The 15,471-nt window shown below is 46.3% G+C and carries 12 protein-coding genes and 1 other RNA gene; 11 read left to right on the top strand and 2 right to left on the bottom strand.

The features are described from left to right. Window positions 1-10 precede the first annotated feature (10 nt). Both H3H32_RS17025 and eutC read left to right on the top strand, forming a co-directional pair. Window positions 11-1,390: an ethanolamine ammonia-lyase subunit EutB gene (locus H3H32_RS17025; protein ID WP_182463856.1), complete on the top strand. Its 1,380-nt coding sequence runs from the start codon at window positions 11-13 to the stop codon at window positions 1,388-1,390. 82 nt (window positions 1,391-1,472) lie between these two features. Further along, a complete protein-coding gene (eutC, locus tag H3H32_RS17020; RefSeq protein WP_182463854.1) occupies window positions 1,473-2,237 on the top strand; it encodes an ethanolamine ammonia-lyase subunit EutC in 765 nt (254 codons plus the stop codon). Between the two features lie 123 nt (window positions 2,238-2,360). Here the strand turns inward: eutC and H3H32_RS17015 are convergent, their stop codons facing one another. Next, window positions 2,361-3,383, bottom strand: coding sequence for a LacI family DNA-binding transcriptional regulator (locus H3H32_RS17015; protein WP_182463852.1), 1,023 nt, complete (start codon window positions 3,381-3,383; stop codon window positions 2,361-2,363). Window positions 3,384-3,678: 295 nt separating this feature from the next. On the opposite strand from H3H32_RS17015, the gene H3H32_RS17010 reads away from it, so the two are divergent. From H3H32_RS17010 to H3H32_RS16970, 9 genes are all read left to right on the top strand, one after another. Continuing rightward, complete coding sequence (locus tag H3H32_RS17010) at window positions 3,679-4,692, top strand: Smr/MutS family protein (RefSeq protein WP_182464372.1); 1,014 nt, start codon at window positions 3,679-3,681, stop codon at window positions 4,690-4,692. Continuing rightward, complete coding sequence (locus tag H3H32_RS17005; protein ID WP_182463850.1) at window positions 4,664-6,148, top strand: DUF4403 family protein; 1,485 nt, start codon at window positions 4,664-4,666, stop codon at window positions 6,146-6,148. The genes H3H32_RS17010 and H3H32_RS17005 overlap by 29 nt, the downstream gene beginning before the upstream one ends. 640 nt (window positions 6,149-6,788) lie before the next feature. Further along, complete coding sequence (locus H3H32_RS17000) at window positions 6,789-9,980, top strand: SusC/RagA family TonB-linked outer membrane protein (RefSeq protein ID WP_182463849.1); 3,192 nt, start codon at window positions 6,789-6,791, stop codon at window positions 9,978-9,980. A gap of 28 nt (window positions 9,981-10,008) precedes the next feature. Further along, complete coding sequence (locus H3H32_RS16995) at window positions 10,009-11,661, top strand: RagB/SusD family nutrient uptake outer membrane protein (RefSeq protein ID WP_182463847.1); 1,653 nt, start codon at window positions 10,009-10,011, stop codon at window positions 11,659-11,661. A 97-nt stretch (window positions 11,662-11,758) separates the two neighbouring features. After that, an RNA gene (gene rnpB / locus H3H32_RS16990) (RNase P RNA component class A) lies at window positions 11,759-12,258 on the top strand. 165 nt (window positions 12,259-12,423) lie between these two features. Beyond that, a complete protein-coding gene (locus tag H3H32_RS16985; protein ID WP_182463846.1) occupies window positions 12,424-12,969 on the top strand; it encodes a 30S ribosomal protein S16 in 546 nt (181 codons plus the stop codon). A 146-nt stretch (window positions 12,970-13,115) separates the two neighbouring features. Further along, on the top strand, window positions 13,116-13,712 hold the full coding sequence (gene rimM / locus H3H32_RS16980; protein WP_182463845.1) for a ribosome maturation factor RimM: 597 nt from the start codon (window positions 13,116-13,118) through the stop codon (window positions 13,710-13,712). Continuing rightward, window positions 13,702-14,379: a tRNA (guanosine(37)-N1)-methyltransferase TrmD gene (gene trmD / locus H3H32_RS16975; RefSeq protein ID WP_182463843.1), complete on the top strand. Its 678-nt coding sequence runs from the start codon at window positions 13,702-13,704 to the stop codon at window positions 14,377-14,379. The genes rimM and trmD overlap by 11 nt, the downstream gene beginning before the upstream one ends. Before the next feature lie 71 nt (window positions 14,380-14,450). Further along, a complete protein-coding gene (locus H3H32_RS16970; protein ID WP_182463842.1) occupies window positions 14,451-15,083 on the top strand; it encodes an NAD(P)-dependent oxidoreductase in 633 nt (210 codons plus the stop codon). A gap of 17 nt (window positions 15,084-15,100) precedes the next feature. Here the strand turns inward: H3H32_RS16970 and H3H32_RS16965 are convergent, their stop codons facing one another. After that, window positions 15,101-15,469: an FxLYD domain-containing protein gene (locus H3H32_RS16965; protein WP_182463840.1), complete on the bottom strand. Its 369-nt coding sequence runs from the start codon at window positions 15,467-15,469 to the stop codon at window positions 15,101-15,103. Window positions 15,470-15,471: the final 2 nt, after the last annotated feature.

Here is a 15,471-nt window from a genome sequence, read left to right as displayed (position 1 = left end):
ATTATTAATCATGGACTATCATTGCACTATCGGCAATTTCAGGTATAGGTTCAACGACCTGAAGGAACTGCTTGCCAAAGCGAGTCCATTGCGGTCGGGAGATGTACTGGCTGGGTTGACGGCTGAAAGCTACGAAGAACGGGTGGCTGCTCAAATGACACTGGCCGATGTGCCGTTAGTGACCTTTCTGAGTGAGGTTGTCATTCCTTATGAGACAGATGATGTTACCCGCCTGATTATCGACACACACAACAAAGCCGCTTTTTCACTTATCAGCCATTTTACGGTAGGTGATTTGCGGGATTGGTTATTGAGCGACGATGCTGATACCATAACACTCCAACAAATTGCTGGTGGCCTTACCCCCGAAATGGTGGCTGCTGTATCGAAATTGATGCGGAATCAGGATCTGATTCTGGTCTCGAAAAAGTGCGAAGTCGTCACCCGATTCAGAAATACGCTGGGCTTACGGGGACATTTGTCCGTTCGTCTGCAACCCAATCACCCCACCGACGATGCTAAGGGAGTTGCCGCCAGTATTATCGATGGATTGCTTTACGGAAGTGGAGATGCCACAATTGGTATCAACCCCGCAACCGACAGTCCGGCGGCAACGTCGCGCTTGTTACACATGATCGATGGGGTACGGGAACGCTTTGCTATCCCAACTCAGAGTTGTGTATTAAGCCATATCACAACAACACTGGAGCTTATTGAACAGAATGTGCCCGTCGATCTGGTTTTTCAATCTATTGCCGGTACCGAAAAAGCCAATGCCAGTTTTGGCGTCAGCCTACCATTGTTGCAGGAAGCTTACGAGGCCGGTTTGTCGCTGAAACGGGGTACGGTTGGCAACAATATCATGTATTTTGAAACTGGCCAGGGGAGTGCTCTATCATCCGGAGCACATCATAACGTTGACCAGCAAACCTGCGAAGTTCGAGCGTATGCCGTTGCCCGACAGTACAATCCATTCCTGGTTAATTCGGTGGTTGGGTTCATTGGGCCCGAATATCTGTTCGATGGAAAACAGATTATCCGGGCTGGCCTTGAAGATCATTTTTGTGGGAAACTGATGGGCTTGCCAATGGGCATGGACATTTGCTACACTAACCACGCACAGGCCGATCAGGATGACATGGATACACTGCTGACGCTTCTGGGCGTAGCGGGCATTAATTTCATTATGGGAATTCCGGGTGCCGATGATATTATGCTGAACTATCAGTCGACATCATTCCACGATGCCTTGTATCTTCGTCGGGTACTTGGCCTGCGACCAGCCCCCGAATTTGAAGAATGGCTGTTACGGCAAGGTATCATGGATTCGGTAGGCAATCGATTATCAACAGGATTACAAAAACAACTTTATACGACTTTGGTGGGGTAATTAGCGAGGAGCAGGGTGCCTGGAGCTGGGAAAAGTACTGCCCTGAGCCCCTGCCCCGTACTCCATCCCCCTGATTTTCCGCATGAGCGACATAAAAAAAATAGGGATAGAGCCTGACGAATGGGAGCCACTCAAGGCGTATACGAATGCCCGAATTGCACTTGGTAAAACTGGTATTTCTATTCCGCTGAAGGAGTCGCTTCAATTCAAAATGGCGCACGCCCATGCAAAAGACGCCGTTTATTCTCATCTGAATTTGGCTGGTTTACAGGCTGATCTGGAAAAAACGGGCCTACCTATTCACCATCTACAAAGTCAGGCGGAAAACCGGGATATTTATTTGCAACGGCCAGATCTGGGCCGTTTATTGGCCAGCCATTCTGCGGATAAACTTCGCCAACTTAATGCCGCTCCTGCTGACATTAGTATTATCATTGCCGATGGGTTATCGGCAACCGCGATTAATAAATACACTAGCCCTGTCGTCAATAGGTTAGTCGAAAAAGCCCGTCTGGCTGGGTATTCGCTGGCTCCTCTGGTACTGGTTGAGCAAGGGCGGGTAGCCATTACCGATGCTATTGGTGGAATTCTTCGTCCCCGATTGGCCATCATTTTGATAGGTGAACGACCCGGCTTGAGTGCGTTCGATAGCATGGGTGCATATATTACCTACGACCCCCAGCCCGGTCTTACCGACGAACGTCGAAATTGTGTGTCGAACATTCGCGACCTAGGGTTGCCGCCAGAACTAGCTGTGGATAAACTTATGTATCTTATCGATTCAGCTTTCCGATTGCAGATAACAGGTGTAGCGTTGAAAGACAACAATGGGCTGTTGGATAGTTAGGCAGGCTTGGTTGATTGTTAGTCAGGTTTGGTCAAGGATTGTCAGGTTTAGTCAAGAATAGTCAGGTAGTAGTCAGCAATACTTGACCAAACCTGACAATCCTTAACCACACCTGACTAACAATCAACCCCTCAAGTTTCTGACAACCAGTTCTGGTTGGAGCATTATCTGATGAAATCGCTTTCCATGAAGATCCATATCCTGATTGGTGACTGATAATAAGATTTCCGCAGCCTTACGGCCAATCTGGTAGGGATATTGTTCGATTGACGCTAAAGGTGGGTTTTCTAAATAGGCGGTAAGCGGCAAATTGGAAAAACTAACGAACGAAATATCCTTATTTATCTGAAGACCATACTCTCGACAGACTTTTATTGCATCCAGCGCTACATAATCGTTAAATGCCAGTACGGCATCGGGTGGGGTCGCAGAGGTTAATAGTTGCGTCATTTTCTCCGTAATATCCTGCGTGGTTAAGTCAACCCGCTTAACCAGGGCATTTTCTATAGGCAAGTTATCTTCAAGGAGCGCCTTGATATAGCCACGATAGCGTTCTTCGCTGGATACCAATGGGTGCGGTCCATTCAGAAGGGCAATTCGTTTGAATCCCTGAACGGCTAACCATTTCGTTGCTTCATAAGCCCCCTTTTCGATAGCACAGCCGACCTGATGCGTTTCTATCTTAGGCGGAATTCGATCAAAAAGTACCACAGGAATCCCCCGATCAATCAAATCCTGTACATGCTGGAAGTTTTCCGATTCTTTAGCCACAGATAGCAAAACCCCTTCCACCTGATTGGCGGCCAGCACGGCCAGAATTTGTTTCTCCCGCTCAAACAGATCGTGCGATTGGTACAACGCAACGGTGTACTGATTGGCAAAAACCAACTCCTCCACCCCGTTAATAACTTCCGAAAAAAAGTTTTCCCGAATTTCTGGTAACACTACAGCAAACACACCCGTTTTACCCCGTTGTAGATTACGGGCGGTTGTGTTAGGACAGTATTTCAGCCGGGTAGCGAGTTTCTGAACGGCTTCGCGGGTTTTTTGACTAATGCGTGGATTGTCTTGAAGTGCTCTGGAAACGGTAGAAGGTGATATCGCTAACTGTCGGGCAATTCCTTTAATTGTAACTGTATCTTTCATAGCGTTTGGTGCGCAATTGGTCAAAATAGGCCATTTTAGCAGATTGAGCAATAAAATCGCCGTTTATCTCTCGACTTATTATTACTTGAATCAGTGTTTTTAACTCTATCTAGGTTTTCTATAACGAAGGGTAGATAAGCTGCTGAAATGATTTATAAAATTGATGGAAGGGATTTTTGACTATCTGCGTTATACTTTTGGCATTTTATAAGTAGTAGTCGATAATCGTCAGTCAAGAGTCACTGGTAAATGACTCCTAAAACTGACGACTATCGACTCGTGACTAATGACTATTATGAATATTGGGGATAAAGTCCGGCTTCTCCGGGCAAAAGAACAGGGAGTGGTGTCGCGGTTTTTGCCGGGCAACATGATTGAAATTGAAATTGAAGACGGATTCCGCATTCCGGTGATGCGGTCAGAGCTGGTGCTGGTTTCGCCGATGGAAGCTGAACGGTTGCTGAAGCCGAGTATTTATGAGCCACAAAAAACGGTGACGCCTGCTGCGCCAGTCATTCTGTCGAATCAGGGTATTTATCTGGCGTTTGTTCCAGTCAATGATCGAGAATATACGCTACACCTCATCAATAATACCGACTGGGAGTTTCCGTATACATTAGGCGAAGAGTCGGCTGGTGTTGGGGGAGGAGTACAATTTCGTGGACTGCACAGTGGTTTGTTGAAACCCAAGTCGCAGCAGAAAATGAATGACCTGTATGCCCACGCCAAATTTGAAGAATGGCCAACGTTTGTTGTACAGGGGTTGTGGTTCCGGGCTGGAAAGTCCTCGTTACGACAACCATTAATGAAGCGATTTAAAGCTCGCGCAACCACGCTGTTCAAAAGCAAAACAACCGTGCCTGTTCTAAATCAGCCCGGTTTTCTGACGCAGTTGGATGCTGAGGCTGTAGAACAGCCGACTCCTGCGAGTCAACAGCCGAAGCCAACGACTATCCGGCCTGATGAGTTGAAAGCTGAAATGTTCAAGTCGAAAGCAGAACCGACGAATGTTTCCATTGACCGACCTACTGCCGTTGTGGATTTACATGTCGAAGAGCTTTTGCCCAAAGGTCCAGGCAATCGTACGCCCGCCGATCTGCTAAAACTCCAATTGGATACATTCGAGAAAACCCTCGAAAACGCTATTGCGAGCGGCATGCGTGACATTACGTTTATTCATGGGGTTGGAAGCGGGTCTCTACGAACAGAACTTCACAAGCGATTGGGGCAGCACGCCAATGTTAAATTCTTTGAAGACGCTCAGAAACAGAAATTTGGCTATGGCGCCACGAAGGTTACGCTTAAATAGTTGGACGGCGCAAGGCTCTTGCCTTGCGCCTGCTATTCCTCGGCCTCTGTTTCTGTACGGGCTATCCCTGTGTTTCTGTTTTTTTCTGTTAAGTTGCGGTCAGCCAGCCAGCAATCGATTAAATCCCAAAGCACCTAAAGAAGCCTATAACATCACTGAAATGGAAGTCCGAAATGAACGCTTTTTATCGACCGTCCACGTTCCTGTGTCCATTGCATTGGGTGATGTTGAGCGACAGATCAATGCGCAGGTCAATGGTCTGATTTACGAGGATAATAGCCTGGAAGACAATAACCGTGATCAATTCATGACGAAAGTCTGGAAACGCGGTACTATTCTCGTGACGGCGGAGGACAGCCTGTTTCATTTCACAGTTCCGTTGCGCATCTGGGTGAAAGCTGGTGTATCAGTATTGGGTTTTACGCAGTATAAGGAAACCGAATTTGAGATTGATCTTCGGTTCAAAACCAAATTTGACCTCGATAAAGATTGGTCGGTTCATACCCAAACACAGGCCGATGGCTACGGCTGGGTGCGTAAGCCAACGGTGAGCGTTGTGGGTGTAAATATTCCGATTACGAACTTCGTGAGCCGAATGATCGACAAAAATTTAGGCACTATTACTAAAACAATCGATCAGCAGGTGCGCCGGAATGTAGACATCCGAACCCCTGTCCTGAAAGTCTGGAATACCCTTCGTGAGCCTTATCTGTTATCTGAAAAATACCGGACTTATCTACAGGTTGTTCCTAAACGGGTCCTCATTACGCCTTTGCGTTTCGAAGGGCGAATTATTCGGGCTACGATTGGTATTGAAGGGTTTACGCTGACAACTACCGGGGCCAAACCAGAAGTTCATCCGGCGGTATCATTGCCCGATTTAACGGTGGTATCTCAGGTAAAGGATGATTTTCAGATTGGTTTATTGAGCGAAGCGACGTATCCGGAAGTGGCTAAGATTGCCGCTGAAGAGTTTGTCGGAAAATCATTTTCATTCAATGAAAACCGCTATCATGTTACAATCACCAGCATCGACTTGTATGGGCAAAATGAGAACTTGATTATAAAGGCCGGCTTGAAAGGAACGATCAATGGCGATATTTATCTGCGCGGACGCCCTTACTACGATGCCCACGATCAAACGATCTCGTTAAAAGATCTGCACTTTGATTTAGATACGAAAAACATACTGGCACAATCGGCAAGTTGGTTATTGAAAGGCACCTTTGCCCGAACACTCGAAAAGCAACTTACCATCCCGGTTGGTTCTCAGATTGCCGACATGCAGAAACTCTTGCAGCAGCAGCTCAAAAATAATCAGTTGGCCAAAGGGGTCGTTATCAATGGGCAGATTGATGAAATCAGGCCTGATCAGGTTTATTTGACTCCAACGGCCATGTTAGCCGTTGTAAATGCTCACGGACGGCTTGATGTAAAAGTGGAGGGATTGCAATAACTCCGCAATAGGAAATACAAGTGTCATTTGGCCTCTATAAACGCGGGCCAGGGTCTGGTTAATCGAAGGGGATACCCACGATAACCAAATCCTGGCCCGCGTTTTTTGTTTCCGTACTACTTCGCTAAATATAAATCTAGTTAAATGGTACTATTAAATTCTGTCATTTATATGAAAATACATATAATCTAAGGTTGTTTTGTGAAAATTAAATTTAAAGGTTAAAATCTTGTTAAAATGCCATTAATTCTTTGGTTGTGAATGTAAAATCGAAATTTTTTGAGTGTTTATACTTAAAAATACTGTGTTTTGATATCAAGGTTAAATAATGATTAAATTTGTACTATACTAATAATAGACGATTATAGAATTTGATATTTAATTGATTTGATGATTAGTTTATATTGTAATAATATGATTTATAATTTCATTATTACTTAATTTATTGGAACTATAGTTCAATAGTGTGCATAATTCAGAATTATATTTTGTTGTGTAAATAAATGCCGATGCGGATATTTATATAATATTTTTAATACGAAATTTTGAATTGAATCATCGGGAATATAGTTTTGTCGAATGATCATAGCTAAGTACTATAACCTAGCATGGTATTAACTTAATCAACACTAACTTGTATATGAGGAAAACTATACTGCTGAGCCTCTTCTTGATGTGCTCAACGCTGGCAGTCTCCTGGGCTCAGGAACGGAAAATTACAGGTACAGTAACGTCTGCCGAAGACGGTAGCTCACTCCCAGGCGTATCGGTCGTTGTGAAGGGAACCACAGTGGGGGCGGTTACAGATGCGGGTGGTGGCTATTCAATTGCTGTTCCTGCAAAAAGTACATTAGTGTTCTCCTTCATTGGGATGGCAACGAAGGAAGTTGAACTGGGGGCTAGCTCAGTAGTGAATGTTAAATTAGCTACCGACACGAAGCAACTCGCTGAGATTGTGGTAACTGGGGTAGGGGTTGCTACCGATAAACGGAAGATTGCCATATCGGTTGAATCGGTTTCTGGCAAAGATTTACCCCAAACGCCATCTGCTTCCGTCGACCAGGCGCTGATCGGTAAAATTCCAGGTGCGCAGATCACCAGCCGGAGTGGTACACCGGGTGCCGACGTAAACATTCTGCTACGGGGTATCAATACCATCAACCGGGGTACGCAACCAATGATCCTGATCGATGGGATTCAGATGGGAGCTACCAGCCTGCAAACCATTGACTTAAACTCAATTGAACGCGTTGAGGTAGTTCAGGGTGCAGCTGCCGCTACTATTTATGGTGCGCAGGGTGCTAACGGGGTTATTCAGTTGTTTACCAAAAAAGGTAAGAATGGCACGATGAACATCGATTTCTCGTCCAGCATTGCTGAGAATACGTATTTAAATAATGGTGGCGTGAGCAAGGCGAAATTCCACGCGTTTGCTACCGATGCCAGTAACAATATCATCGGTTCGTCGGGTAAGCCAATCGTGTATGATGCTGTGAATGGGATTTATTCGGAAAACGTACAGTATAACTCGACAGATCCGACCGCTACCAATAGCAAGCCTTACGACGCCAACCTGCAATATCACGATCACTTCTCGTATTTCTTCAAACCGGCGAATACGATCAACAACAGTGTCGCTATTACGGGCGGAGGTCCGAAAGCTGACTTCGGCATATCGGCATCGAACAGCCATCAGGAAAGTAACATTCGGGATAATGGCTATTGGGATCGGAGTAACTTATCCGCTAACATTGGTGCGCAACTGGCAAAAGGATTGACGTTACGTTCGATCACACAGTTAGCGTACACGAGGAGTACCCTGAAATCATCGGACCGGACTATTCTGTACAACTTGTTGAATGCCTATCCATTAGCTGATTTTGATCTGAGAACTACAGATGGGTCTATTCCGCTGAACATGAACCAGACGATTGGTATCAACGCGTCGAACCCATCGTATCGGCAGGCTTATACCCGGAACAACGACAATAAGGTTGACATCATTCAGAACTTCAACCTGAACTATAAGTTTCCGAAATATGTAGACCTGGACCTGAAATACGGTCTTAACTTCCAGACCCAAAACCGTGATCTGGAATACGCTAACCAGGCCAATAATGCGAACAACAAATATTGGTTAACCCAGGGCTCTACGAACTATATTTCTAATTACAACACTACGAATACAGGTGATCTGACGAAGTATGTAAATAGTAAAGTGTTCCAGAACTTCCTGGCTACAGCTACGGCTACGTTTGATTTTAAAGAAGATTTCCACCTGAACCTGCCAATCAAATCGACTACGCAGGCGTTGTTTGACTGGCGTAACAGCAAGGTGAAAGAATATACCGTTGCGTCTATTGGTTTACCTGCTGCGTATAGTCCTTACAATGCAGCTAACACAACCTCGTGGCGTGTGTATCGGGATTACGTAGAGCCTTTCATTACGTACGGTTACCTAGTGAACCAACGGTTTGAAATCGGTGAATTTGCGGGTATTTCGGGCGGTTTCCGAAGCGATTATTCGTCGGCATTTGGGCAGGGTTCCAAGCCATTTACCTTCCCACGTGGCGACGCTTACTTACGTATTTCTTCGCTTAAATTCTGGCAAAATAGCCCCGTCAACTCCTTCCTGCCTGAGTTAAAGCTACGGGCGGCTTATGGACAAGCGGGTATTCAGCCTCAGCCTTTTGACCGATACGTGACCATTACACCATCAACGGTAGGGAACACAACGGCGTTCTATTATGCTAACCAACAAAGTAACCCAGCTCTGGGGGTAGAGGTGTCGGAAGAATTGGAAATTGGTACCGACATGGTATTCAGTTTATTCAAGGGTAGCAGCTGGTTAAATGCCATTGCTTTATCGGCTACTTATTGGGATCGGAAAACGAAAGACGCTATCTATCAGGTAGATGTGGCTCCTTCGGTTGGTTTGGGTAAATTGACGGATAACGCCTTTACATTAGGATCGAATGGTCTTCAGATGTCGTTGAACTCAACGGTTTATCAGGGTTCTAATTTCAAATGGAATACGACCATCAACTTCGGTAAACAAAGCTCTCAAATACTTGCTGTTCGGGGTGATGCGCCGATCGTGGTTACGTCGAACGCTGGTAGCACAAACTATGTGTTGAAAGCCGGTGAAAAAATTGGTCAGTTGTACGGCTACAAATCCCTGCACAGTGTTGATGCTCGCGATGCGAACGGTAACCCATTTATCCCAGTAGCTGAACAAGAGCAATACACCCTGGCCAGCAATGGCTATGTGGTGAACAAAGCCACCAAGCAGCCTTACTTTACGGCCGACAAATTCAGTTTTGGTGATCCAAACCCGAAATTCAATATGTCGTTCATCAACGATGTAACGTTCAAAAACTTCCTGACTTTCGGCGTTCAGTTTGACTGGGTTAACGGGAATCACCTGTACAACCAAACCAAAGAGTGGATGTATCGCGATGGTATCCACAGTGAATATGCCAACCCATTCACAATTGATGGACAAACGGGTGCCTGGACGGCTTTCTATCGGGGTGTTTATGCGCAACGCACAGCCAATGGTACGAAAGATTACTTCTACGAAGATGCTTCGTTCCTGCGCCTGAGAAACATCTCTATCGGTGTTGATTTTGCTAAAGTGTTCAAGATTCCAGCGGTTAAACGTCTTCAACTGGTTCTGTCGGGCCGTAACCTCTGGACACTCACCAAGTACACCGGTTTCGATCCTGAAATTAGCTCAGGAACATCCAACTCGGCCTGGGACCGTGGAACTGACCACAGCACGATGCCAAACTTCAGGTCGTATCAGGCTGCTTTAAACTTCGGATTTTAAGGGAACCCCATCGTAAAAAACTGATCGTATGAATAAGTTAAAAATATATGCCTTAACGCTGGTCTTCTCCGGGTTTATGGCGTCCTGTAAAGAACAACTGGACGTTCAGAACCCTAACCAGCCCTCTTCGCCAGCCTTGAAAACCGAAACGGGTCTGATCTCGTTTGGTGAAGGCTTCTACATTACCGGGTTCAGGGACGTAAAATATTACGATGGTGTTCCGGGCTATTTCTGGTCGGGCGCTATTGGCAATCATGAATTGATGGGTGACGTAATCGGAACCGACATTGCCAACGTCTTTATTAACCAGATCGGCGCACCCAATCAGGTTACGCTCGACGACGGTACCATATTGGTCAACCCAAATTCACCCAGCAAACAGATCGATTTTCTGCGCATTACGGCTAACGTTAACTCGACAGGTTTCCAGAACTCCACCTATTACGAGTGGGCGTATATGTACAACCTGAACAATGCGGCTAATACCCTATTGGCGAACATTGATGCAACGACCTTTTCGGGTGAGGCCGATACGAAAAAAGGTGTCCTGAAAGCCTGGGCTTACTGGTGGAAAGGCTATGCCTATTCACACATTGGCTCGATGTATTACGCTGGCATTATCAACGATAAGGCAAATGGCGAAGTACTGAACGGTACCAACGGCAATTATGTAACGAAAGAAGCGATCATTGCTGAGTCGAATAAAAACTTTGATGCTGCTGCTACAATTCTGGGAAGCTTAACGGCCAGCGCCGATTATACCGCTACAATGACGGGCTTGATTCCTAGTTTCAACCGGGTTGGTAAAGGTGGCATCCTGACGCCAGCTATGTGGGTGCGTAACATCAACACGATGAAAGCCCGGAATATACTGGTAAATACACGGGTTAGCGCCATGACTGATGCTCAGTGGGCCAGCATTCTGACACTTACCAATAGCGGTATCCTGGCTTCTGACCTTGTTTTTACAGGGCGTTCCAACGCTGCTGGCGATTTCCTATCGCCAACGGCAGGCACTGTTTCTGCAAAAACAACAGGCGCTAACAACACCTATAAAATCTCTGAGCGCCTGATTCAGGATTTTAAAACAGGTGACCTGCGGTTCTCTAATAACTTCGTGCAACGTAGTTCGCCTTACATCGGTGAAACGTCTCGTGGTAACGCATTCTTTACCCGGTTTAACCTGATTAACCGGGGCGCATCTGGCTCAGAAGGTAGTGCGTCTGTTATCACGTATTCAAATACGAATGCAGGTGGCTACGAATTATACCTGGCTAGCTCGTACGAAGAGAACCAGTTAATGAAAGCCGAAGCACTGATTTACACGAGCAAAATAGAAGAAGGTCTGGCTCTAATCGATGAAGTTCGTAAAGCACAGGGCGCTGGTTTAACCGCTGTTGCCGGAACGAGTCTGTCGCTTGACGCAGCCAAAGAAGAACTACGTCGGGAGCGTCGGATTGGCTTATTATTCCGGGCCTTGTCGTTCTACGATGCTCGTCGCTGGGGTCTTCTGGAAACCGGTCGTACGAAAGCGGTGGCACTTAGCCGCACGGGGGTTGTTAGCACAAATGCAACTATCTCCTATGGATACCTGGATTATTGGGATGTACCGGATAACGAAATCGCGTATAACCCACCAGTAGCGGGTAGTGCCGCCACAAAAAATCCGAAGACTAACTAGATTTAGTACGCTATTTTGTAAAAAGACTCCCGGTTGGCAGTAGGAAACTACTGATGCCGGGAGTCTTTGTTTTTAGCTACCTTTGTGGTCCCTGATCAATACGAGTTGGCTTATCGCGTCTGAGCAATTGGGCGAGGAAAGTCCGGGCAGCATAGGGCACCCTACTTCCTAACGGGAAGGAGGATGGTTGGGAACGACCATTCGACAGCCAGTGTCACAGAAAATATACCGCCAGATTTGAGTTGTAGAGTTGTTCAGTCGGAAAGTTGTAAAGTTTTATTAGCACAGCAATAAACTTTATAACTCGTTAACCTTACAACTTTACAACTCAACCTTGGTAAGGGTGAAAAGGTGGGGTAAGAGCCTACCGCCCAACGGGCGACCGGTGGGGCAGGATAAACCTTAGGGGCTGAAAGACCAAATAAGCGTCGGACGTGGGGCGGCTCGTTCCCGTTCTGGAGAAATCCCATCCGGGACGATCCAGATGCCGACGCGGGTAGGTCGAACGAGGTGGCCGGTGACGACCATCCCAGATAAATGATAAGCCATTCCACGCTTGTGGGAGGACAGAACCCGGCTTATAGACTCGTGTTGAAAAGGGTTTTTAAACGTTTCAGGTTTCAGGTTCCGTGTTTCAGGTTTATTTGATCGTCAGACATTTAAACTTAAAACATTGAACTTGAAACCTGAAACTTTTTTCGTACCTTTGCGGCCACGTTTTACAGGGGGGATGCGTCTCCCATCAAAACCAATCAAGCACAAATGAGTGTTAAAATTCGTTTAGCGCGTCGTGGACGCAAAAGAAGAGCGATTTACGATATCGTGATTGCAGAGTCAACCTCTCCTCGCGATGGCCGTTTCATTGAAAAAATCGGTTCGTACAATCCCAACACTGACCCTTCGACTGTTGTATTGAAGTCGGAGCGGGCTGTTTACTGGCTCATGGTTGGTGCTCAGCCGACTGATACCGCGCGTTCGGTATTGTCGCACGAAGGCATCATGTATCGCAAGCACCTTCAGGTGGGTGTGAACAAAGGTGCTATCACACAAGAACAGGCCGATGCGAAATTCACGACCTGGCAAGAAGAAAAACAAGGCCGTAAAACCGGTGCTGCTGAAACCAAATCGCAATCGAAAGAGCAAGATCGCGCTGCTCGTTTAGAAGCGGAGAAAAAGGTGAACGAAGCTCGCGCTGAAGCTATTGCTAAGAAAAACAAAGTAGAAGAGCCTGTTGCAGAAACTCCAGTAGCTGAAGAAGCTCCTGCAGAAGATGCTGCTCCTGCTGAAGAAGCACCTGCTGCGGAATAATTTTTTCGCCGGTTCCTGGGTAACCAGTACTTCAGTAAATTTGTAAAGAAAGAGCCTGTTCGTTTCTGGACAGGCTCTTTTTATAAGTAATGCGGCTGGAAAGCCGTGCTTTTGGGTTTAAAAGTGGCTTCCCAGCCGCATTCCCTATGACAAAAGACGATTGTTATCAAGTAGGTCATATCACCAAGACGCATGGCGTTAGTGGTGAACTAGTGCTTTTTCTGGATGTCGATAACCCTGCCGAATACGCAGATCTGGAGTCGGTATTGCTGGAAGTGAAAGGTGAATTGATTCCATATTTTATCGAATCAATCGCCATCGTGAAAGGTAGTCGGGCCATTATTGCTTTCGACGATGTGGACACCATCGAACAGGCGGAGCGTTTAATTAACTGTGGTGCCTATTTGCCATTGGATGAATTAGAACCGATCACCGACGAAACCCGTTTTTATTTTCACGAAATTGTTGGTTATCAGATTGTCGATGCCGAAGCTGGTGCATTAGGCATTGTGCAGGGCGTGTACGCTATGAATGCGCAAGACCTGATTGCTATGGATTACGAAGGTAAAGAGGTCCTGATTCCAATCAATAGTGATATTGTTAGGACAATCGATCGTGCCAATCAAAAGCTTAATGTCGCTTTACCCGACGGTCTTCTCGCTATTTACATGGAAGATAATAGTAAGGATGAAAGTTCAGAAATAAACGGCGACGAAGCGGACGACGATACCGATGAGGATTGATATTATTACCTGTCTGCCGAAGCTTCTGGAGAGCTTTTTCGCCCATTCTATTCTACAGCGGGCACAACAGGGCGGTTATGTGGAAGTCGTTGTCCACGACCTGCGCGATTATACGCTGGATAAACATCGGCGAGTAGATGATTATGCCTTTGGTGGCGCAGCGGGCATGGTGATGCAAATCGAACCGATTGCCCGATGTATTCGTGCGCTACAGGCAGATCGGGCTTACGACGAGATTATTTATATGACGCCAGATGGTGAGCGATTGAATCAGAAAACGACCAATACACTCTCGTTGCGGCAAAATCTGATTATTCTCTGCGGGCACTACAAAGGTGTAGATGAACGTGTTCGGGAGCTGTTTATCACTAAAGAAATCAGCATTGGCGATTACGTGCTTTCGGGTGGTGAACTTGCCGCCTGCGTGCTTTCAGATGCTATTATCCGTTTGTTGCCAGGAGTTCTGAATGATGAAACATCGGCACTAACCGATTCATTTCAGGATAATCTTTTAGCGCCCCCAGTCTACACTCGTCCGGCCGAATTCGAAGGCCACCGGGTGCCCGACATTCTACTATCGGGTCACGAAGCCAAAATTGACGAGTGGCGTCACGAACAGGCCTTGGCTCGAACCCAGGCAAGACGCCCTGATTTGCTGGAAGAATAACCGTAGACCTAAGTTAATAAACCGAATGGCTGATATTGAGTTATAGACGTACTCAATATCAGCCATTTTTTATGCAACTGTTAGTCGTAGGAGCTACCGGGGGAACTGGTAAACAAGCCGTTGAACAGGCACTGCAACGGGGATACTATGTCACGGCTTTCGTGCGCGATCCGGCGAAACTAGCGATTAAGCATCCGAATCTAACAGTACTGACCGGTGATGTTCTCAAGCCAGACACGTTACTTCATGCTGTTCGACGACAGGACGCTGTTTTCTGTGCATTGGGTAGTCGCCCTGGCCAGAACAACCCTGTTGTAGCGGATGGTACGAAAAATCTAATCACAGCCATGCGACAGGCAGGGGTACGCAGATTGCTGGTGGTATCGTCGCTGGGTGTTGGAACAAGCTATGAAGAAGCGTCTTTGCCCAGTAAATTCTTTATCAAATTAGTACTCAAGGGCGTTATTGCCGAAAAGGAAATACAGGAACAAGCCATTCGGCAGAGCAAACTTGATTGGGTCATTGCTCGCCCAACCCGACTGACAAACGGGCCACTTACGGGCAAGTATCGATTAGGTGAACATTTACCCTTTTCGCTATTTGCATTGCCTAAAATCAGCCGTGCCGATGTTGCTGCTTTCCTGCTTGATCAGTTGGATAAAGATGAGTACTTGGGTAAAGCTGTTACGATTACGGGAAAATAAGATGCCTTGAAAATCTATTAGTCTGGTTGTGAGCTGACGATCTTGCAATCGCACCGCTTGGTCTCGGCTGGTAAGGTAACGGGTTTATCGAAACTACTATTAGGGGCCAGTGTGCGGGTAAACGTGGTATATTTCTCTTTAAGCTGATTGCCGGCTTCGTCGAAGGCAATTATTTTTACCGATACATCTTTATGAGAACGGGATGAGTGGTTTTTTACAACCACGTTAACCGTCGATGTTACCAGTACATTGTCTATCTCCGAACAATCGACGCCTAAATCAATTGTTTTGGTTGAAAGCGATGTATGGTTCAGTTTTGAGATAACGAAAAGAGAAATCCCCCCGAAAATAACGACAAGCAGAATCAATCGCACTAATGCTTTCATAA

The sequence above is a fragment of the Spirosoma foliorum genome, from assembly GCF_014117325.1.
Classification (GTDB): Bacteria; Bacteroidota; Bacteroidia; order Cytophagales; family Spirosomataceae; genus Spirosoma; species Spirosoma foliorum.
This window is presented reverse-complemented; position numbering and strand designations above follow the sequence as displayed.

Coding starts and splice junctions, on each gene's coding strand:
- H3H32_RS17025 (WP_182463856.1), top strand. CDS start 11: ATGGACTATCATTGCACTATCGGCAATTTCAGGTATAGGTTCAACGAC.
- eutC (WP_182463854.1), top strand. CDS start 1,473: ATGAGCGACATAAAAAAAATAGGGATAGAGCCTGACGAATGGGAGCCA.
- H3H32_RS17015 (WP_182463852.1), bottom strand. CDS start 3,383: ATGAAAGATACAGTTACAATTAAAGGAATTGCCCGACAGTTAGCGATA.
- H3H32_RS17010 (WP_182464372.1), top strand. CDS start 3,679: ATGAATATTGGGGATAAAGTCCGGCTTCTCCGGGCAAAAGAACAGGGA.
- H3H32_RS17005 (WP_182463850.1), top strand. CDS start 4,664: ATGGCGCCACGAAGGTTACGCTTAAATAGTTGGACGGCGCAAGGCTCT.
- H3H32_RS17000 (WP_182463849.1), top strand. CDS start 6,789: ATGAGGAAAACTATACTGCTGAGCCTCTTCTTGATGTGCTCAACGCTG.
- H3H32_RS16995 (WP_182463847.1), top strand. CDS start 10,009: ATGAATAAGTTAAAAATATATGCCTTAACGCTGGTCTTCTCCGGGTTT.
- H3H32_RS16985 (WP_182463846.1), top strand. CDS start 12,424: ATGAGTGTTAAAATTCGTTTAGCGCGTCGTGGACGCAAAAGAAGAGCG.
- rimM (WP_182463845.1), top strand. CDS start 13,116: ATGACAAAAGACGATTGTTATCAAGTAGGTCATATCACCAAGACGCAT.
- trmD (WP_182463843.1), top strand. CDS start 13,702: ATGAGGATTGATATTATTACCTGTCTGCCGAAGCTTCTGGAGAGCTTT.
- H3H32_RS16970 (WP_182463842.1), top strand. CDS start 14,451: ATGCAACTGTTAGTCGTAGGAGCTACCGGGGGAACTGGTAAACAAGCC.
- H3H32_RS16965 (WP_182463840.1), bottom strand. CDS start 15,469: ATGAAAGCATTAGTGCGATTGATTCTGCTTGTCGTTATTTTCGGGGGG.